Annotated in this window: 15 protein-coding genes and 1 pseudogene; 7 read left to right on the forward strand and 9 right to left on the reverse strand. The window is 55.3% G+C overall.

Translation table 11 applies throughout. The features are described from left to right. The first annotated feature begins 31 nt into the window (after positions 1-31). Entirely contained in the window at positions 32-871 is an 840-nt protein-coding gene (locus EPG66_RS20425; protein WP_182687949.1) for an MBL fold metallo-hydrolase, read from the forward strand. Between the two features lie 51 nt (positions 872-922). Here the strand turns inward: EPG66_RS20425 and EPG66_RS20430 are convergent, their stop codons facing one another. Further along, the gene (locus EPG66_RS20430) at positions 923-1237 is read right to left on the reverse strand and encodes a HigA family addiction module antitoxin (RefSeq protein ID WP_039387307.1); all 315 of its coding nucleotides are present in this window, start codon (positions 1235-1237) and stop codon (positions 923-925) included. Next, a complete protein-coding gene (locus EPG66_RS20435) occupies positions 1237-1518 on the reverse strand; it encodes a type II toxin-antitoxin system RelE/ParE family toxin (protein ID WP_182687950.1) in 282 nt (93 codons plus the stop codon). Before EPG66_RS20435 ends, EPG66_RS20430 begins: the two co-directional genes overlap by 1 nt. 153 nt (positions 1519-1671) lie before the next feature. On the opposite strand from EPG66_RS20435, the gene yefM reads away from it, so the two are divergent. Further along, positions 1672-1923, forward strand: a complete 252-nt coding sequence (yefM, locus tag EPG66_RS20440) for a YoeB-YefM toxin-antitoxin system antitoxin YefM (RefSeq protein ID WP_137229137.1) — start codon at positions 1672-1674, stop codon at positions 1921-1923. 170 nt (positions 1924-2093) lie between these two features. Here the strand turns inward: yefM and EPG66_RS20445 are convergent, their stop codons facing one another. Further along, positions 2094-4631, reverse strand: coding sequence for an excinuclease ABC subunit UvrA (locus tag EPG66_RS20445; protein WP_182687951.1), 2538 nt, complete (start codon positions 4629-4631; stop codon positions 2094-2096). A 662-nt stretch (positions 4632-5293) separates the two neighbouring features. On the opposite strand from EPG66_RS20445, the gene EPG66_RS20450 reads away from it, so the two are divergent. The 3 genes and pseudogenes from EPG66_RS20450 to EPG66_RS20460 all read left to right on the forward strand — a co-directional run bounded on the left by EPG66_RS20450 (position 5294) and on the right by EPG66_RS20460 (position 7230). Next, the gene (locus tag EPG66_RS20450; protein ID WP_083070647.1) at positions 5294-5752 is read left to right on the forward strand and encodes an STM2901 family protein; all 459 of its coding nucleotides are present in this window, start codon (positions 5294-5296) and stop codon (positions 5750-5752) included. After that, entirely contained in the window at positions 5746-6039 is a 294-nt protein-coding gene (locus EPG66_RS20455; protein WP_083070583.1) for a DUF1493 family protein, read from the forward strand. The genes EPG66_RS20450 and EPG66_RS20455 overlap by 7 nt, the downstream gene beginning before the upstream one ends. A gap of 99 nt (positions 6040-6138) precedes the next feature. Then, positions 6139-7230 (forward strand): annotated as a pseudogene (locus EPG66_RS20460) (IS3 family transposase). Positions 7231-7443: 213 nt separating this feature from the next. Here EPG66_RS20460 and EPG66_RS20465 read toward each other — a convergent pair. Next, positions 7444-8922 carry a YsnF/AvaK domain-containing protein gene (locus tag EPG66_RS20465; RefSeq protein WP_039387314.1) on the reverse strand — a complete coding sequence of 493 codons (1479 nt, stop codon included), beginning with the start codon at positions 8920-8922 and terminating at the stop codon, positions 7444-7446. 286 nt (positions 8923-9208) lie between these two features. After that, on the reverse strand, positions 9209-9778 hold the full coding sequence (locus tag EPG66_RS20470; protein ID WP_069027158.1) for a pyridoxamine 5'-phosphate oxidase family protein: 570 nt from the start codon (positions 9776-9778) through the stop codon (positions 9209-9211). Positions 9779-10038: 260 nt separating this feature from the next. Between EPG66_RS20470 and EPG66_RS20475 the strand changes: the two genes are divergently transcribed. Then, positions 10039-10623: a GNAT family N-acetyltransferase gene (locus EPG66_RS20475; protein ID WP_072036856.1), complete on the forward strand. Its 585-nt coding sequence runs from the start codon at positions 10039-10041 to the stop codon at positions 10621-10623. 47 nt (positions 10624-10670) lie between these two features. Here EPG66_RS20475 and EPG66_RS20480 read toward each other — a convergent pair whose 3' ends face one another. The 3 genes from EPG66_RS20480 to EPG66_RS20490 form a co-directional block, all read right to left on the reverse strand. Beyond that, positions 10671-12809, reverse strand: coding sequence for a putative bifunctional diguanylate cyclase/phosphodiesterase (locus tag EPG66_RS20480; protein ID WP_182687952.1), 2139 nt, complete (start codon positions 12807-12809; stop codon positions 10671-10673). Positions 12810-13214: 405 nt separating this feature from the next. Next, a complete protein-coding gene (locus EPG66_RS20485) occupies positions 13215-13454 on the reverse strand; it encodes a transcriptional regulator (RefSeq protein WP_069027155.1) in 240 nt (79 codons plus the stop codon). Between the two features lie 362 nt (positions 13455-13816). Beyond that, the gene (locus EPG66_RS20490; RefSeq protein WP_083070587.1) at positions 13817-15250 is read right to left on the reverse strand and encodes a methyl-accepting chemotaxis protein; all 1434 of its coding nucleotides are present in this window, start codon (positions 15248-15250) and stop codon (positions 13817-13819) included. Between the two features lie 346 nt (positions 15251-15596). Here EPG66_RS20490 and EPG66_RS20495 point away from each other — a divergent pair, with 346 nt between their 5' ends. Further along, positions 15597-17378 (forward strand): sensor domain-containing diguanylate cyclase, encoded by a 1782-nt coding sequence (locus EPG66_RS20495; protein ID WP_182687953.1) that lies wholly within the window; start codon positions 15597-15599, stop codon positions 17376-17378. Between the two features lie 20 nt (positions 17379-17398). On the opposite strand, the gene EPG66_RS20500 is transcribed toward EPG66_RS20495, so the two are convergent. Beyond that, positions 17399-18982 carry a sensor domain-containing diguanylate cyclase gene (locus EPG66_RS20500; RefSeq protein WP_182687954.1) on the reverse strand — a complete coding sequence of 528 codons (1584 nt, stop codon included), beginning with the start codon at positions 18980-18982 and terminating at the stop codon, positions 17399-17401. Between the last annotated feature and the right edge of the window lie 328 nt (positions 18983-19310).

A 19310-nucleotide genomic window follows, 5' to 3' on the forward strand; every position in this document is an offset into this window, starting at 1 on the left:
GAGATATCCCCATTTACCCTATGGAGGCCCGATGAAAATTCACCACCTTAACTGTGGCTGTATGTGCCCGCTGGGCGGCGCGTTCTATGATGGATTCAGTAAAGGCCTGAAAGCACATCTGGTCTGTCACTGTCTGTTGATTGAGACGGATCGCGACGGGCTGGTGCTGGTGGATACCGGCTTTGGTCGCCAGGATATCCATGCGCCCGGCAGCCGCCTGTCCGGCTTTTTCCGCGCATTAAACAATATTCAGCGCCGCGATGAACTGACCGCACTGTCGCAGGTTACGTCACTGGGTTTCCGGGCTGAGGATGTGCGGCATATTATTCTGACCCATCTCGACTTTGATCATGCTGGCGGACTGACCGATTTTCCGCAGGCGCGAATCCATCTGTTGCAGCAGGAGGTTGATACCGCGCATCAGCGCCATAGCTGGCTGTCACGGGAACGTTACCGGCCCGGACAATGGGGTGGGATCAGCAACTGGGAGACCTATCAGCCGCAGGGTGAAAAGTGGTTTGGTTTTGAGGCGGTTAATCGCCTGCGTGACTTACCGCCGGAGCTCTTGCTGGTACCGCTGGCGGGTCATACACCGGGTCACGCGGGTATCGCGATTCAGCAACCCGACGGCTGGCTACTGCACGGCGGCGATGCCTGGTTTTACCGCGGCGAAATGCGGCAGCAGACGCGGCACTGCACGCCAGGACTGCGCTTTTACCAGTGGATGATGGGCATGGATAACGTGGCGAGACGGCACAATCAGCAGCGACTGCGTGAGCTCTCCTGCCAGCGCGGCGGCGAAATCACCTTTTTTTGCAGTCACGACGCCCGTGAGCTGGATGCGTTACAGGTTAATACGCCGCTGCGCTGATGAGATAAAAGGTTTGTTTTGGCGATGAGGAAAGCCGCTACGGGGCGAGGACTATACCGTCTCGTCCCGCAATGATGATGCTACGATCCCAGGATGCAGAGGAACGCCGGAAACATCTGTAGTTTCTCGCGCCTTATGCAGATCACATGCGGCCTGCATGGATAACCAGAGCCGTGCCGCAATACCCAGGCCCGCCTCCAACCGTACAGCCATTTCCGGGCTGACGGAGGCTTTACCGCTAGCCACTTTGCTCAGCGAAGCTGCGGAAACGCCCAGCTGTTTAGCCAGACTGCGCAAGCTGATGTCGTTATCTTCGAGATATTCCGCTATCAGGCCACCAGGGTGTGGCGGATTAAACATTGCCATCAGTGATAATCCTCAAGGTTGAGAATGAATGCGTCGCCGTCTGTAAATTCGAACGTGATGTGCCAGTTTGCTCTGACCGTAATTGAATAGAGGTTCTTTCTTTCACCCTTCAGTGGGTGAAAGCGAAAGCCCGGATAGTTTCTGAATTCATCCGTTGATACGGCTTCATCAATTACAAGCAGGCGCAGCCTGATACGTTCTGCGTCCTGAGACTGCACGCAGCTTGTGTCGCCTTTCTCATAAAGCTTTTGTAATCCCTTGTGCTTCCAGCTTTTAATCACGATCAGACTCGCTGTTTCGCCATAAGAAACACTACATCATCTGTTTCGCAAAAGGAAACACTTTCGAGATTTCATCTCCAGAATTCTCACCTAAACTCCCCTGCCAGCAGTCGTCATTGTAAAATGAGCTGTAATACCCACTAAGGAGGTTCCATGAGAGCAATCAGTTACAGCGAAGCCCGACAGAATCTGTGTGACATTATGGCTCAGACCGTTGAAGATAAATCGCCAGTATTGATCACCCGCCAGAACGGTGAATCCTGCGTGCTGATGTCGCTTGAAGAATATAACTCACTGGAAGAGACGGCCTGGCTGCTGCGATCGCCTAAGAATGCCCGCAGGTTGATACATTCCATCGAAAACCTGCAAAGCGGTAACGGGAGTGACAGGGATATTATTGAGTAAAGTCCTTACAAGCCGGCAAGGTCATTTCTACTGGCAGAATACCGATATCATTCCTGACCAGAAGGCTTCTCCTCTGGTAATAATAAGAGCTTGCGGGTTCAGGAGCCTCCATATTGCCCCTGAGCCCTCAGACTACATCACCTTCAGCGGAAGATATCTCTACCGCCCGATTACTCCGGATCGCCCGCCCTCTTTTTCAGCTGTGCGGAAAGCCAGGGCGCAGTCAGACTCTCTGCAGATGCGCTGACCTCTTCCGGTGAGCCGGAGGAGACAACTCTTCCTCCTTTAAGACCCGAGCCGGGACCCAGATCAATCACCCAGTCCGCCTCTGCCACTATGCGCATGTTGTGTTCCGCCATGATCACGGTGTGACCACGCTTCACCAGTTCATCCAGCACTACCAGCAGCTTATCCATGTCTGATGGATGCAGGCCTGTCGACGGTTCATCAAGCAGATAAAGTGTGGAGGTACGCTGGACCCGCTGCAGCTCCCAGGCGAGCTTGATACGCTGGCACTCGCCGCCCGACAGTTCAGTGGCGGGCTGACCCAGCGTCAGATATCCCAGCCCCAGCGACGTCAATGCCTTCAGCGAACGCTGGATCCCGTCATGTCCATGAAACACCTCAGTGGCGTCGTCCACGGTCAGATCAAGCACATCCGCTATCGTCAGGTTGTTCCACTTCACCTCCAGCGTTTCGGGGTTATAACGGCTTCCCGCGCAGACGGAACAGGTTGCGGTAGCGCTCGGCATGAAGAGCAGCTCAATCGAAATCTGTCCCTGCCCTTCACAGGCAGGACAGCGTCCGGCTGGCAGATTGAAGGAAAACCGGCTGGCGCTGAAGCCTTTGGCTTTCGCCGCGTCGGTGTCTGCAAACAGCCTGCGGACAATGTCGAAAAATCCGGTGTAAGTGGCCAGATTTGAGCGTGGTGTCCGTCCGATAGGACGCTGATCGATTCGGACCAGACGGCCGATGGCGTCACTTCCGCTGACAACCTGACCCTTAACGTCCGGCACCAGATCCTCTTCCTCGCCCTCCTCGATGTCAGGGGTTTTGTCAAAACGTCCGAGCATTTCCGGAAGCACGCGATTCAGCAGCGTCGATTTTCCGGAGCCGGACACGCCGGTGACGGCCGTCATTCTCCCCAGTGGGATGGCGATATCCACTCCGGCAATATTGTTGCAATAGACCTGTTCAAAGCTGAGCCAGCTCTCTGCGGGCCGGCGCTGGCGCAGCCCGGTATAGCTTCGTGAGAAAAGATAGCCCGAGGTGGGTGACGCACTGACTTCTTCAAGCCCTGCTGGTTCGCCGTTATAGACAATCTCACCGCCGTTATTTCCCGGGCCTGGGCCGACCTCAATGAGCCAGTCCGCCTCGGCGATGAGGTCAATATTATGTTCGACGACCACCAGCGAATTACCGGCACGCACCAGGTTCTTCAGAGATGCGAGCAGCGATTTGACATCATCGGGATGCAGCCCGGCTGACGGCTCATCCAGCACATAAAGCACGCCAAATAGCCGCGATATCAGCTGGGTGGCCAGACGCACGCGCTGCAGCTCGCCGGATGAGAGTACGGTGGTACGGCGTCCCGGCGCCAGATGACCCAGACCCAGCGTTTCCAGCTGCTCAAGCCGCATACAGATATCCGACGCCATCCGGATAACCGCCTCACGCAGTGCCGCCTCTGCCGGCAGGTCCGGTGATGCGCCACGCGCATAAGGCTTGAGCAGTTCAGCAAGCTCGGAGACCGACAGCTCACTCAGGCTGGCAATGTCATGCCCGGCAAAGGTCACGGACAGCGCATCCCGGTTTAGCCTTTTACCGTGGCATTCAGAACAGGGAGTGACTGTCACAAAGCGTGCCAGTCGTTTCTTTGTCGTCTCGCTGCCACCCGAATAACTCTGCAGCACGATTTTTGCTGCACTGGTGTACGTGCCGGTATAAGCCGGCTCTTCGCCCGCCGCCAGCGCTTTTTCACGCTGCTCAGCGTTCAGACCGACAAAAATCGGCACCGAGGGCAGTTCGTCAGTCAGCAGTATCCACTGCTGATCCCGGGCTGAAAGCGTATGCCAGGGCGCATCGACATCGTAGCCGAGTGTCTCAAGGATGCTGCGCAGATTTTTGTTATGCCAGCCTCTGGGCCAGGAAGCGATAGCTCCCTGGCGGATGCTCAGTGAGACATCCGGCACCATCGACTCGGTTTTAACGGTGTGCACTCTTCCCAGTCCCTGGCAATGGGGGCAGGCACCTTCAGGATTGTTAGGCGAGAAAAAATCGGCGGTCATAAAGGGAACGCCTTCAGGCCTTACGCCCGCCCGGGAAAACAGCAGGCGCAGCGTGACAGAAATTCGGGTGAGGCTACCCACCGTTGAACGCTCCTGCGCGCCAGCCCGGCTCTGCTGAAGCGCCACCGCGGGTGGAAGTCCGTCAATATTATCCACATCCGGCGCAGCAGCCTGATCGATCAGACGACGCGCATGTGGCGACACCGACTCGATAAACCGGCGCTGGGCTTCCGCATAGAGGGTATCAAAGGCGAGGGACGATTTACCGGAGCCTGAAACCCCGGTGAACACCACCATGGCGTTGCGGGGAAATCGCAGTGAAACATCTTTGAGATTATGTGTTCTTGCACCCTGAACCGAGATATAAGGATCAATGTGCTCATCAGCGCGGTAATGATCGGCGTTGCGTTGTTCTGTCATGATTTCCCTGATTGATAATGCACGGCAGATTTACGATCGCCTGCCGTTAATGACTAAAAATTGCAGATGCTAATCCGGCGTTCAGGCTATCCGGCCCGTTTTGGGATAGAAACAACAGCAAGGGTAGTCAGGGATCGCGGTCTGCACAACGCGAGGGGGGTTCATCGCTTCGTGGCAGCACAGACTGGTAACCAGCATGTACAGAAAGCCTTTTTATCTCTTAAGAAAACCCTGGAGAAAACTTAAATAAGGCAAAGCCGTCACTAGCAAATCGCTTATGTGACTCTAATGTAGATTCCTGTGGTATCGATAAATGCAGGTCTATGTAAGGTATGGATATAAACAATGGGAAATGTTTAATACCCCACGAACCTTTCTATAACCTTTATCTCTCTATGGCCAGGTATGCACTCCAGAGTGCCTGGTGCCGTCCCGCTCCCGTTATTCAGCGTGCTGACGGCATAAAAAATCATTTAAGACATAAGCATAGCGAAACCATGCCCATTTCTGAAATGATGCCGCGAGTGCCTGCAGGGAGATGAGGTGAAATTACCGTTTTTTATTATCCTGTCGCAGACCGTCAGGTTGTCAAGCATGAACGCGCGAGGTATTGTTTAAAAAGCATCAGGATGATGAATGAAGTGAACTTGTGGGAGCTGGCAGTGGATACGACTGAAGAACTCAATAACACCTATTTCTACGCGGGCAGACCGAACCTCACCGCTGGTGAGCTCTTTTTCATGATTTTCTGTGAAGAAGTCGCTGAACAGCTGGGCATTGATGACTTCGGAGCGATCGTGGCCATCCTGTCTGGACGTAATGTCCTGACTACCCGCACCAAACCGCGCGATGCTCTCAAGGGTACCTCCTATGCCTCACGGGCAGCACGCAGAGTATTCCCTAACGCCAAGTTTCCTTTCGGCATACAGCTCCCCACCATCGTAGGGGGATACCCGCCCCGGACCGCGCGTATCCTTTTTACGCATAAGCTCAGCACCTTTGTCGGTCGGGCGATACCCGTCGTGGGCTGGGTGATTCTGGCAAGAGACGTTGCCGACATCAGTTTCAATGCGGTCAGACTGTACAATGCCATCGCTCGCGGGGAGGATAAGTTATGGTAGATGACACACAGGCACGCGTAATGGCACTCATTGAGCCGTGGAACGGCCGATCGCTGCTTACGTTCCGGAAAAAAACACTCACGCCAGAGATGTCGCTTAATCAGGACATGAAGCTTGACCCGGAGGACGCTGCGGAATGCCTTCAGAACGTCTTCGATGCGTTTGGAATGGATTCTGATCTGGTGGCTTTCAGCCTCTACTATCCAAAAAACCCGCGCGAGGCCATCCCTCTTACTATCGGGATGGTAATCGAGTCAGCCCGTGCCAGGCGATGGTGCTATGACTGATATGACCTGCTCCCCGTTGATTATTACACCCCGATGTTAGTAATGTCTTCATAAGCCACATGAGGGCATCCCCATGAAGAAGCGTTTTCCGACGAACAGATCATCAGTATCCTCCGCGAGGCCGAAGCCGGGGTTTCTGCACGGGAACTCTGCCGCAAGCATGCTATTTTCAGACGCTACCTTCTATACCTTGCGCAAGAAGTTCGGCGGCATGGAAGTCCCCGAAGTAAAGCGGCTCAAGTCACCTGAAGAAGAGAACGCCCGACTCAGGAAACTGCTTGCTAAAGCTTTGCTGGATAAGGAGGCGCTCCAGGTGGCTCCTGGTGGAAAGTTCTGACGACATACCAGAAGCGGGAAGCCGTGGAAGTCATGTGTCAGGTCGCCGGTCTGTCGCAACGTCGTGCCAACAGGCTGGCAGGTCTGTCTCTTTCAACCTGCCGTTATTCAGCTCAGCGTCCGGCTGCTGACGCGCAGCTGTCTCTGCGCATCACAGAGCTGGCGCCTGAACGCCGCCGCTTTGGTTACCGGCGCATCTGGCAGTTATTGCGCCGGGAGGGCCTTTGCGTCAACCACAAGCGGGTATACCGCATTTATCACCTTAACGGCCTGAGTGTGAAGCGCAGACGACGTCGTAAGGGTCTGGCGACTGAGCGGCTTCCGCTGCTTCGCCCGGATGCGCCTAATCTGACCTGGTCAATGGATTTCGTCATGGATGCACTGGCCACCGGTCGCAGGATCAAGTGCCTGACATGCGTGGATGATTTCACGAAGGAATGCCTGACTGTCACTGTTGCCTTTGGGATTTCAGGCGTGCAGGTCACGCATATTCTGGACAGTATTGCGCTGTTTCGCGGATATCCGGCTACGATAAGAACTGAGGGACCAGAGTTTACCTACAGAGCACCTGACCAGTGGGCCTTTGAGCATTGCGTGGAGCTGCGGCTTATTCAGCCCGGTAAACCGACACAGAACGGATTTATTGAGAGTTTTAACGGACGCTTTCGCGATGAATGCCTGAATGAACACTGGTTCAGCGATATTGTTCATGCCCGGAAAATCATTAATGACTGGCGGCAGGACTATAACGAGTCCAGACCTCATTCATCGCTGAATTACCAGACGCCGTCTGAATTTGCAGCAGGCTGGAGAAATGGAAAATCAGAAGGTAAAAAAACCGACATTACTAACTGATCGTTTTATCTAATACTGGCGGCAGGTCACTAATAACGTACATACACTTAAGACGAGAGCTCTATACAACTTTCAATGTGGCCATTCACCATCAACGGGTGTCTGGTCTAAGTGATGCCATTAAATTGCCTACGGAATTTCAGTGTGATTTATGAAAAAACCCGTCTGCGACGGGTTTTTCAGGCATGAAATGCGACAATTACCGCTCCGGCATTACGGCTTTTTAAACTTGTCTTCAACCTTCTCTTTCGCTTCCGCGATTTTATCACCGGCCTTCTCCGCGAAACCCTCTTTATGCGCTGGCTCGCTGCCTGGCGTTACCGGACGGGAGTCGTGGTCAGCGCGGGCCTGACGCGTGCTTTCAAGTAACGGATCGGCCACAGTACGATTCCCGGTCAGCCGGTCTGCGCCGAGAGGATCTGTACTGGCATGGTCAATATCCACTTCCTGACGACGTACCGAATCGTTGATGGTTTCAACCCGATCGCTTGTCTCTTTACGTAACACCACCTCTTCAATGATCTCCGCGGTCTTATTAATGACGGGCTGCTCATGCGTCTCTTCCACTTCGACAGTTTTTTCAGACCAGTCAACATGAGTGGGTGAACCTGATTCATTCACCGGACGACGGAAGATTGCGGCGTGCTGCTCATGCAGCGATACATTTTCTGACACCTGATCGGTGACAGTGTAGCGGCGAACGCGGGTTGACCCTTCGCTGACCAGACGTTTACCCACTTCCAGTCGCTCCTCTGCCAGACGCAGTACATCCTCGTCACTTTCGTCACCGGTCAGGGCAGTACGGGCAGCGCCACGATGGGCAGGAGCGGTAGAAAGCGGATCGACGGCGGCATTATCCTGAAGCGTTCCACTGGCAGGTGCAGTCAGACCATCACTGGTCGCGTAACCGGGCGCGTAATCATCGGGCAGCGCCGCACTGCGCTCGGTAAGCTCTTCATGTGCATCAAGGATGCCCAGGGCGCGAGGTAATTCATCTTCATCGGCCCGCAGCGACAGCACTACTCCGCCGGTTCGCATCGCGTCTTCATACACTTCGGCCTGATCCTCCTCCAGCGTATTGCCGAACAGGCGTTGCCAGAAGCCAGGGTGACGGGCCTCCTGACCTTCGGTACGCAAACGATCACCGGAGATGATATCAATGTCATCATCCAGGAACCCGGCCTTGATCAGGTTACGCTTTGCACCCTCTGCCAATGAGATATTGCTGAACATTGTTACGATTGTTTCACGCGCCATGTTGTGCTCCTCGGTGATAGATTCGGACGGCTCTGAATAGGGTATTCGGGTCAGGTGAGCGTGCTGTTTTCGCAGGGAGACAACCTGTTCTGTCGCTTCCTCACTGACAACTTTGCGGATATGCCACTCCTCTTTCAGCACCAGATGACGAACGATCTCGATTTCCTCTTCAACGACAGGAATGATCAGAACACCATTTTCTTCACGGATCTCCGGCATCTCAGCCAGGCGTTCCGATTTAGGAATGCGTTCTATTTCCGCCGTCTGGTGCCGGAGCATCAGCGCAATCTTCTGCTGATGCTCAGTGACCTGTCGGGTAACCCTGACATGACCGTCGATGACCCGCTGTTTCGAGACCTCAACGGTTTCCTCCGCCAGGCTTATCACCTGGTCGCTACCCTCTGACCCTGGTTTTTCAGGAGGTTGATTGTTCATGTTTAACCTGCCTGTGATACAGAGCGATCATTTGTTCTTTTCTTTACCTTGAGCATAAGTCACTGCTTTTCGGTTAGTTAAAGCCTGGCACAAACAATGACAAAAGATAGTAAAAAGCAGAAAAACGCCATTATATGAAGATAACGTGGTGCTAAAATCGATTAAGCGGTGCGGCAGATAAAAAACAGATAACGAAGCGGCAGACAGTGAAATCTCTTTTATCGCGTGCGCGAAAACAGGATCAATCAGGCGTTAACCCGACCTGAAGTGAATCAGGCATATCGGGTCAGGGGTTGAGCCATTCGCTTTCCTGCAACTCGCCGTTAGCCGAATAGCGAAACAGGGCGCGCTGATTTTCGTTTCGCTGAAGCTGATAGGCGTCCAGCATACTGGCCTGAAAAATCACCACGCCAAAACGGGACTCCCCGGTTTCCGCTGCCGTCGCGTCAGGCGTTTCGTTAGCCGTTGTCCGCGCTTCCCCCGGAGGTCCGCCGGTGTAAGTCTGCCGCGTGTGCTGCGGTAACGCACGCCAGGCTGCCCGGGCAACATCACTTCCCGCCGCATAACACTCAACCCGCCCTGCCAGCCGCAGCTGCAGGCGACGCTGATGGCAATATCCCAGCACGGTAACCTGCGGATTCGCCGCCATCTCCTGCCACTTCGGGCTGCGAACATCCGTATGAAATGTCAGCATCCGGCGGTCGTCGACACACTGGCGCAGAACCACGGTGCGCGCCTGAGGTTGCAACAGAGCATCGACCGTACAGAGCATCAGATAACGAAATCCGCCCTGTGGATCGGGCGCAGATTCCTGCAGTGCAGCCCAGGCTCCAGTTTCAAACGTTTTCAATTCCATGGGGATTACTCTCATCAGGGTCAATTTTCAGCCATCTGGCTAAAAGCGTAGCAATGAAGTGGGAAGAAGGCCTGACAGCGCAGCGATAAGAGCAAATGTGGCCAGCGGGATCTGGACAATACACGAGAGCAGGCGCTGTTGAGATAGCGTCGGGATTGCGGGATACCTCGCAGAGCGGCGAAAGCACGTCCCGCCAGTCAGCCACTCTGTGTTATTTTTGCGCCATCGCCACAGAGATCCGATCCACAGGGAGTTGCACGATGACAACTGAAGGGCCAGCTAAAGTACCGTCTGAAATACCGCTGAAAGTCACCTCGCCACGCCTGACTTATCGGCCACTTCGGCAGGAAGACTGGCCCTTCTATCTGGCAGTCAGTCAGGATAGATCGGTGATGCAGTACATCAGCGATCCGCGCAGCGCTGAAGAGATCAGAACCCACTCATTTGATGTCCGCCTGCCCGCCTGGTACAAGGGCTGCAGGCACTGGCTCTGTCTGGTTATCGGAGAAAAAACATCCGGTTCTCCGGCTGGCTTTTGCGGGTTTATCGATCGCGGAGAGGGTATTGCGGAGTTTGGCTTTATTCTGGCCGCAGATGCGCAGGGCAAAGGCTACGGCAGCGAGTCTCTGCATGCCATTATCACCTTCTGCTTTGAGCAACAGGATTACCGCAAACTGATCGCGACGGTGACAGCAGGCAATGCGGCCTCACGCCGGACCCTGATCTCAGCGGGCTTTGTGCAGGAGGGGACGTTGCGGCAGAACTTCTTTCTCAACGGCCAGTGGCAGGATGACTGGATCTTCGGCTTGCTGAAACAGGAATACCGGCCCGCACACTCACCCTGAGGCGCAGACTATCAGGCGTCGGGCATTCTCCTCTCCGCTCGTCACCATCAGACCGATTCGCGTGGCGTAACGTCGGAACCACTGGCGACAGCGGGTGGATAGTGCTCCTCTCCGCACAGCATCGCCTCGAAGTCCGCCGGCGTCAGTGGCTGGCACAGACCATTGCCCTGCATAATGTCGCATCCGGCGGCGGTAACAAAGGCGATCTGCTCTTTGTCTTCCACCCCTTCGGCGGCCACCCGGATACCCAGGCTTTTGCCGAGCGCGGTAATTGCCCGGAACATCATACGCACCCGCATGCTGGAACCCAGCTCGTGCGTCATCGACTTATCGATTTTAAAACCCGTCACAACGCTGTAGCGCAGCAGGTTAATCGCCCCCAGCGTACGCCCGTAATGATCGATAACGAACGAGGCTCCCGTTCGGCGTACGGCGTCAACCTGAACCGGCATATCCTGCATCAGCACGGCCAGCAGTGGCTCATCCACTTCCAGTTCGACAAAACCGGCATCGCCTCCGGCACTCTCACGTATCACCGTCTCCAGGCTGTTCCCTGCCAGCTGGCGCGGAAACAGGTTGATGCTGACGCGAAGCTGAGGAGAGCGAACCTGCCACTGCCGGACCTGTGCCAGAGCACTGCGGATGATCCATTCACCCAGCGTGACTGAAAGCGGGCTTTTAACCAGCATGCCTATAAATTCAACCGGCAACAGCAGCCCGCGCGTCGGATGCTGCCAGCGCACCAGCGTCTCACAGCCAATAAGCTTTCCGCTTTCAACGTCGTAGCGGGGCTGATAGTAAAGAGTGAACTGCTGCTGCCGCACCGCCGTTTCCAGTTCGCGCTCAAAGCGGCGGCGCTGCTGCTCCGCCTCACGAAACGCGGGCATAAACAGCATGCTGCAGCCTTTACCCGACGCTTTGGCGCGGTAGAGCGCCAGATCAGCGGCGGACATCACCGAAGAGGGATCCCTTCCGTGCTCCGGATAGGAGGCGATGCCGGTGCTGGCACCGACCACCACCGGCGAGTCGTGATAGCGGAACGGCGTCTGAACGGCCGCAATCAGTTTCTCCGCAGTGATCGCTGCCTCAGCACTGCCGCCCGCTAACAGGATCACAAATTCATCACCGCCCAGGCGCGCAGCCGTCACAGCACTGGCGCACACCGCACGAATCTGTTCGGCAACGTGACACAACAACGCATCGCCTGCCGCATGTCCCAGCGTATCGTTAACCTCTTTAAAACCATCGAGATCGGTCATCAGTAACGTATAGGGGACGCCCGCCCGGGTCAGCTGGCCCACCTGATCCATAAACGCGCTCCGGCTGGCGAGACGTGTCAGCATATCCAGTGAGGCCAGCTCACAGAGTCGCGCCTCACTCTCATAGCGGGCCGTGACATCGCGGATGATCATGCCCACCAGCCGCTCGCCCTCTTCACGCCAGCCCGAAAAAGAGACCTCTGCCGGAAATTCACGACCTTCACGCGTGACACCCCATATCTGCAAAGAGCGAGGGTGCGAGATAGCCGCTTCGTCAGAGGTAATCCGGACCAGTTCATTACGGTAGTCAGTCTGGCAGCGAGCCGGGATCAGCTCGCTGATATACTGGCCGCGCATCTCCTCTGCGCTGTAGCCGAACAGCGCGGTGGCGGCCGGGTTCCAGAAGGTTATGCCACGCCGAAGGTCGGTGCAGACAATGGCGTCAGGCGAAGTGGATGAGATCGCCTCGAGTCGCTGCTGGCTGGTGTAGCGCAATAACTCCAGACGATGCATCTCCATGCGATCCATCACCAGTGCAGCAATATCAATCAGATGCTTCTGGTCCTCTGCGGTCAGCGGCTCACGCGGATGGCTGTCGGTCAGGCAGACCGTGCCAATGTGATGCCCATCCGGGGTCGAAAGCGGGATCCCCGCGTAAAAGCGGATAAAGGGGTAACCGTGAACCAGTGGGCTATCGCGGAAGCGCGGATCTTTCAGCGTATCGGGCACGCAGAGGATATCGCCCTGCGCCAGCGTATGGTGGCAGAAGGCAACGTTGCGCGCCGTACCTGCAATATTTAAACCGTAACGGGAGGCGAAGAACTGTCGCTTTTCGTCGATAAGCGAGACAAAAGCGACCGGCACCCGAAACAGCCGCGCGGCAAGCGTAGTAAGGCGATCCAGCGCATCGGTCGGCGGTGAATCCATCAGATGATACTGCTTAAGTGCGTCGAGGCGAGCCGCCTCGGCATCATGATAAACTGGACGTTTCAGCGTAACTCTCCTCTGATGTTATCTGCTGTGGCAGGCCAGCCACAGCATAAAGAGGACACGTTCAATCAGACAGAACGCGCAGAGTTCACTGCCGACCCGCTGCCAGAAGAAAGGCCCGTCAGTGAACCCGGCAGCAACAGGTTGCCGCGCTGAGCCCGATAAAGCTGACGCCGCAAACATAAAGGCATCAGTTAATACGTTATGCCTGGCAGAGAGGGTGCGACGAACGCCCAACATTATCTGGCCAGAGCAGAACAGACGAGCGGTAAACACGCTTCGCTTAACTCTCTATATCGGCCCGACATGACTTTACTTAAGAGAAAACAGGGGCTGAATGCCTTACTTTTTGAGCTTCGGTACCAGTTGATAGTGCGGATGCTCTCCAGCGAGCAACATCAGCAGTTCATATTCTCCCTGGCTGAGCAGCGCAGGATTTTTCGCTGCTTCTTTGGTCTGCCAGACACGCTGACTAAGATCGAAACGCTCGGCTGCAATCTCCTGAGAGAGACCGGCCGCAAGGCGTAGTTCACGTACGTTGGGCTGGACGGCGACAGGCCGTTGTAAAATCTGATTTCCCATATAAATACTCCGCATAACGGTGCCCCGGCGAGATGGCCGGGCGGAAGAACACGCCTGCGGCCAAAACATAAATTTGAGTTAAGTTTTAAAAGCCCGGCATTTTACACTTATCAGGAAAGCGTAGCGCACCAGTAAAAACAGAGAAAATAACCTGAATTATATTTAAATCGCTGCCCGGATAATTTTTGTACCGCTGAGAAGAGTAATTGTCATTCTGAATGGTGGCGTTGATCCAATGATGATCAACGTCAATCACAGTCACAAAAAATGACCGTTTCATTCCTCTTTTAAAAAGAGTGAGCGTTAATCGTTATCCCGTCCCGGACAGACATTATCTACAGTTCAGAAAAAATACGTTCAGGCTATGCCCGCGCAAACTTTGCCCAGCCACCTTTTTCAGCAGGCGTGACGCGTTTAGTCTCTACGACTAGAGGAGGATGCGGCAGGGTAAAGCGCGTAATCACGCTGCCCAGCGTTTCAGTCTGTCCACTGAGACTGCCTGCCGTCGCCGAAACCTGCTGAACCAGCGTCGCATTCTGCTGCGTTACGCGATCAAGTTCTGCAACGGCGACCGTGACCTGAGCAATCCCTTTGCTCTGTTCATCCGAAGCCAGCGCAATCTGTCCGATCAGTTCATTCACGCCGCCGACGCCGCGCAGCACGGCCTCCATGGTGGTTCCTGCGCTCTCAGCCGCCCGCCGTCCATCGTCAACGCGTGCCACGGTATCGGCAATCAGCTCTTCGATCTCTTTAGAGGCAGCAGCACTTCGCTGTGCCAGTGAACGTACCTCACTGGCGACCACCGCGAAGCCGCGGCCCTGCTCACCCGCACGGGCAGCTTCTACAGCGGCGTTTAACGCCAGAATGTTGGTCTGAAACGCAATGCCATTGATAGTGGTGGTGAACTGCCGGATTTTTTCTGATCCCTGAGCGATGCTGGTGATGGCTGCCGATACCAACTGAACCAGTTCTACGCCCTGCTGAGTCGTATCCGTGGTGCTGGCAGCCAGTTCACGTGCCTCCCGGGCATTCTGTGCATTGTGACGCACGGTGACGGTAATCTCCTCCATACTGGCTGCGGTCTGCTCCAGCGCAGCAGCCTGAGTGGATGTCCGGTCGGAGAGATCGGCATTACCCGCAGCAATGTCGCCCGCTTCACGATGAAGAATGGCGGCGTTGTCTCGGATAGCGCTGACCGTCTGCAACAGACTGTGCTGCATCTCTTTGACCAGCGGCACCAGTTGTCCGACACAGTTGCGCCCCAGATCTTCCGGCTCGCGCGTCAGATCGCCATCGGCAATAATTTTTAAATGACCGCGAATTTTACCTACCGGACGCACCAGATGAACGACCAGATAGCGGTCGCAAAACAGCAGTAACGCTACTGCCGCCAGCAGTGCTGCCAGCAAGACGCCCTCAAGCCGATGTCGGTCAGCCTTCAGCGGGGCCTGATTCCAGGCCAGCTGCTGCGTCACCTTGTCCAGCTGCGCACGGGCAACCGTTGCGTATTCTGAGGGGGTTGTCGTGAGTGCCGCGCGGAAGCTATCCCAGTCAGCATCGGCCGGGGTGGAGGCGACGAGCGCGTTTTTATCGGCTGGCGTACCGCTCTGCATGACGATAGCGCTGTGCGCCAGAAAGCTCAGCTGCTGCGTCAGAACGGCCGAACGATCGGTTTGACGAAAGATATCGCGCACTACCTGGCTGCTGTAGCCGCCTGCCAGCACGACGATGCCCAGTGAGACGATCATCATCCACAGCACAACGCGGCGGATAGTGAAATGCCTGAGTGAATTCATGAGGTTTCCCCGATGTTGTCATTGGTGTGGTTAAAATTAAGCAAAAATAAGTTATGTCATCTACTTTAGTGCGTTATTATATAGTGCACTATGTTTATGCTCTATATACTGGCAGGATATTTAAGAAATTAAAAGTTTTTAACGACAAAATAATAGAATCGTAATTACTAAAATATTTCGTTAAAGAAAAGGGATTTGCTATTCTGACCAGTAGTGGCGTGCAGTGTGATAAAAAATAAATGGTCATGACTCTTTCTTTTTGCAGAATTTGCCTGTAGTCATGACGTCATACCCTTCAATTTTTCTGTTTAATTTCGCGCCGTAATCAGCCGGTGCGGAGGAATCCATGCTTATGAGTCTCAGCGACGGCGACGATTGCCGTACGCGAACCCTGCAAGCGCTGCGCAGTAACGACGAAAGTCGTGACGATGTGTTGCGACAGTTCGTCCGGCTGGCCAGCCAGGCACTCGGTATACCCGGCAGCTTTATCTCCGTACTGGATGATGAGATGCAGCATGTAAAGGCCGCGCAAAATTTCACACTCACTCAATCCTCCCGGCAGGACTCGCTCTGCCGGCATGCAGTGGACAGTGACAGCACCGTGGTAGTACCCGATACGTTGCTGGATACCCGCTTTGCTGAGCATCCGCTGATTGTTGGCGCGCCTTTTATCCGCTTTTATGCCGGCGTACCGCTTAAAAGCAGCACAGGTCTGATACTGGGTACGCTGTGCGTGACTGACACCGCACCTCATCCCTTTAATGCGGATCAGGTCGCCATGCTGAAGATGCTGGCGGCACTGGTGATGTCATTTCTTGAGGCCTGGTACTCGGCTGGCTTTGCCGACCCGGTAACCGCTCTGCCCAACCGCCAGCGTCTGATTCGCGACCTGCAGTTTCTTGCCGCCTCCGGTGACGCCACGCCACGGCGGCTGGTGCTGATTGACTGTATCGATATGCCGCGCGCCTACGAGCTTGCGCGCTCAATGGGCATGGGGCCGGTTGAAAGCCTATTGAAAGATGTGGCGACACTGCTGCCGCTGCGCCTGAGGCCTGCGCCAGGAGAGATGCTCTACACCGTGGCCACCGGACGCTTTGCCCTGCTGACACGTCAGGAGAGCAGACTCACTGCCAACTGGGTGGCAAACAAGCTGGCCGGGATCAGCGCGGATCTCGGCGATGGGCTGTCGGTTGCACTGATGACCCACACCGGTGAGGCGAGTTTCAATACCGGGGAGATGCCTGCCCAGGAGATCCTGCGGCGTGCCGTCAGCGCGTTGCACGAGGCCATCACACGCGACGTCGCCTCGATGCCTTTTAGCGAGGCTACTGATACGCGCCATACGCAGGACTTCACCCTGATGCATGATCTGGCCATCGCGATACGCCAGGATAAGGGATTGTGGCTGGCGTATCAGCCTAAAATCTGTCTGCACAGCGGCAAGCCAATTGGCCTTGAGGCCCTGATCCGCTGGCAGCATCCGCAGCGCGGCGAACTGTCTCCTGCACAGTTTTTACCCTTTGCCGTGCAAACCGAGCTGCTCAGCGAACTGACCACCTGGGTGACAGAGCACGCCATCGCCCGGCTCTCCCGGCTGCGCAACAGCTATATTCAGCTGCCCATCACCATTAACGTCAGCAGCAGCGATTTTTCCCGTGACGGGTTTGCTGACGAGCTGGAAGAGCAGATGATCAGGGCGAAGCTCCCGGTTTCGCTGCTGGGCATTGAGTGTCTGGAGACGGAACGGATTCTGGAGAGCGCAACCGCAATGCGGGGGCTTGAGATGCTGAAACTTCGTGGATTCGGTATTTCACTGGATGACTTTGGAACCGGCTACAGCAATATCAGTTATCTGCGGCGCATACCGCTGGATGTGATCAAGCTGGACCGTTCACTGATCAGCGAAATTTCATCTGACACCGCATCGCGCGTCATCGCCCGCAGTATTATAGCGATGCTTAAAGATCTCGATTATATGGTGCTGGCTGAGGGCGTGGAGAATGCGGAAACCGATACGGCGCTGACCGAGTTCGGCTGCGACCAGGCACAGGGCTTTTTCTACTCCAGGCCGCTGCCTGAAGCGGCACTGGATGAGTGGCTCGGCTGGCGATTGCGCAGTAAGTGCTGAGTCTGTCCCACCCTGGAATCTTACCCGACCGAATCAGACGCGCTGAACCCCTCAGCTCCGGCAATAATGACGGTATTACGCCCGGCGGCTTTTGCTTCGTAAAGCGCTTCATCGGCACGCCGCAGCAGAGAGTCGCGATCGCTATCCTGAGCACTCCGTGAAGCCACCCCGGCTGATATCGTCATCGTTCCGGCAAACGGAAAGGTGGTGGCGCTGACGGTCTCACGGATGCGCTCCGCGGTGCGGACGGCATCAGCCAGCGTGGTATGCGGCAGCAGCAGAATAAACTCCTCGCCACCAAACCGGCTGACGATATCGCCGGTGCGACAGGCCTGACGCAGCAATGCTGCCAGGCTCACCAGAACCGCATCACCCGCGTCATGCCCGTACCAGTCGTTTATCTTCTTAAAATGGTCAATATCAATGGCGATGGCACACTGTTCATGCTCGCTGTCTGCCTGCGCCGCCAGCGCCGAAAATCCGCGTCGGTTACAGAGCCCGGTCAGCGGATCGGTCATCGCCTCATCGTTTAGCGCGGCAAGGTGACCTGCAACGGCGTGGCGATGCGCCTGCACGGCTTCTTTGAGCCGGTCAGCCTCGTAATACCAGGTTTTTACCGTGGCGAGAGATTCCGCCTGCGCTTCGCTGCCGCCATCGCGCACTCTGTCAGCCAGCTTTTCCAGTGGAGAGGCGATCCGACCGGCCATAAAGGCAATAATAGCCGCCGTCACGGCAATAATGCCCAGAACGAACCAGACAGCGCTTTCTGCTGTGCGCATCAGAATTTGCCTGACCGTTTCAGAAGTGCCGGTAATAAACACGTTCCAGCCGGTTTTATGCAGTGTGCCATAGCCGGTCAGATAGTGCTGTCCATCACTCTCCAGCGTGAAATGCCCACTTTCTGTCGTGGCGAGCCGTTTCTGCAGTGCCAGACTCAGCAGCATCTTTGTTCCGACGCGCGCCGCGTCATGACTGAAAATAATCAGCCCTTCATTGCTGACCACGCTGACCGTTGACCCATTGGTATAAAAATGCTGGCTCAGGATCTCGCTCAGCATGCTCTGTTTCTTGAGATAAATAGTCCCGCCAATGTAGCCCAGATAGCGGCCATCTTCGCTGAACAGAGGTTGTGATAAAAACACCACATAGTTACCGGCAGCAGAGGTAAAAGGAGCTGAGATAAAAGGCTTTTGGGTCGCTATGGCCTGCAGGCTGGCCGCCGAGTGTAGCTTCACGCCAATGAGATTCAGACTATCGGGTGACGTTGCTGCAATAATGGCATCATGATTGACCACCACCACCGAGTTGAAAAAGCCCGACTGCATTCGCAGGCGATCGCTCTCTGCTTCCAGTCGTTTGATATCACTGAGCCCCTTGATCTGCGACGCACTCCAGGCCAGTTCACGTTGCGCTGTCGCCAGGTAACGATCGGTGGTATCAGCCAGCTTGCGGGCATAGGCAATGTTTCCTTCAAGCAGACTGTCTTCGATGTTGGCCTTCTGAAACAGCAGCAGCGCACTCAGCAGCAGACCGGAGGTCAGAATGACGCCCCCGATGGAAAGCAAAGTCAGCAGCGAGCGAAGGCGCATTTTTTCATAGGGCATTGCAGTCGGGATCCGGATTAAGTGTCATCTGAGTGTAACAGTAGACGTTTCTCGTCAAGGGCAGAACAGAAGATGATTTACACAGGATCACGGCGCATTGGCGGGCGCAGCCCACAACCGTCCAGTCCTGCATAAAGGAAAGGATTGTTTAGCGTTTCGATAGCCCTGATAAGCAACAGCAGAAAATGATTAAGCAGTAATAATGATACTGAGCAGACCGGAATCTGTGCAGATGACGCGCTATTATTATCGCTGACCGTGATAACAACGCCATCCGGTTGCTGAAAATAACGGGGCAGGCTCTGCCCCGTTATTTATTGTGTTAAAA

The organism is Pantoea pleuroti, from assembly GCF_014156615.1.
In the GTDB taxonomy this organism is placed as follows: Bacteria; Pseudomonadota; Gammaproteobacteria; order Enterobacterales; family Enterobacteriaceae; genus Pantoea; species Pantoea agglomerans.

Bases quoted from the DNA above. Each gene is read 5' to 3' on its own strand.
- EPG66_RS20425 (WP_182687949.1), top strand. From the start codon at position 32: ATGAAAATTCACCACCTTAACTGTGGCTGTATGTGCCCGCTGGGCGGC.
- EPG66_RS20430 (WP_039387307.1), bottom strand. From the start codon at position 1,237: ATGGCAATGTTTAATCCGCCACACCCTGGTGGCCTGATAGCGGAATAT.
- yefM (WP_137229137.1), top strand. From the start codon at position 1,672: ATGAGAGCAATCAGTTACAGCGAAGCCCGACAGAATCTGTGTGACATT.
- EPG66_RS20445 (WP_182687951.1), bottom strand. From the start codon at position 4,631: ATGACAGAACAACGCAACGCCGATCATTACCGCGCTGATGAGCACATT.
- EPG66_RS20455 (WP_083070583.1), top strand. From the start codon at position 5,746: ATGGTAGATGACACACAGGCACGCGTAATGGCACTCATTGAGCCGTGG.
- EPG66_RS20465 (WP_039387314.1), bottom strand. From the start codon at position 8,922: ATGAACAATCAACCTCCTGAAAAACCAGGGTCAGAGGGTAGCGACCAG.
- EPG66_RS20470 (WP_069027158.1), bottom strand. From the start codon at position 9,778: ATGGAATTGAAAACGTTTGAAACTGGAGCCTGGGCTGCACTGCAGGAA.
- EPG66_RS20475 (WP_072036856.1), top strand. From the start codon at position 10,039: ATGACAACTGAAGGGCCAGCTAAAGTACCGTCTGAAATACCGCTGAAA.
- EPG66_RS20480 (WP_182687952.1), bottom strand. From the start codon at position 12,809: ATGGATTCACCGCCGACCGATGCGCTGGATCGCCTTACTACGCTTGCC.
- EPG66_RS20485 (WP_069027155.1), bottom strand. From the start codon at position 13,454: ATGGGAAATCAGATTTTACAACGGCCTGTCGCCGTCCAGCCCAACGTA.
- EPG66_RS20490 (WP_083070587.1), bottom strand. From the start codon at position 15,250: ATGAATTCACTCAGGCATTTCACTATCCGCCGCGTTGTGCTGTGGATG.
- EPG66_RS20495 (WP_182687953.1), top strand. From the start codon at position 15,597: ATGCTTATGAGTCTCAGCGACGGCGACGATTGCCGTACGCGAACCCTG.
- EPG66_RS20500 (WP_182687954.1), bottom strand. From the start codon at position 18,982: ATGCCCTATGAAAAAATGCGCCTTCGCTCGCTGCTGACTTTGCTTTCC.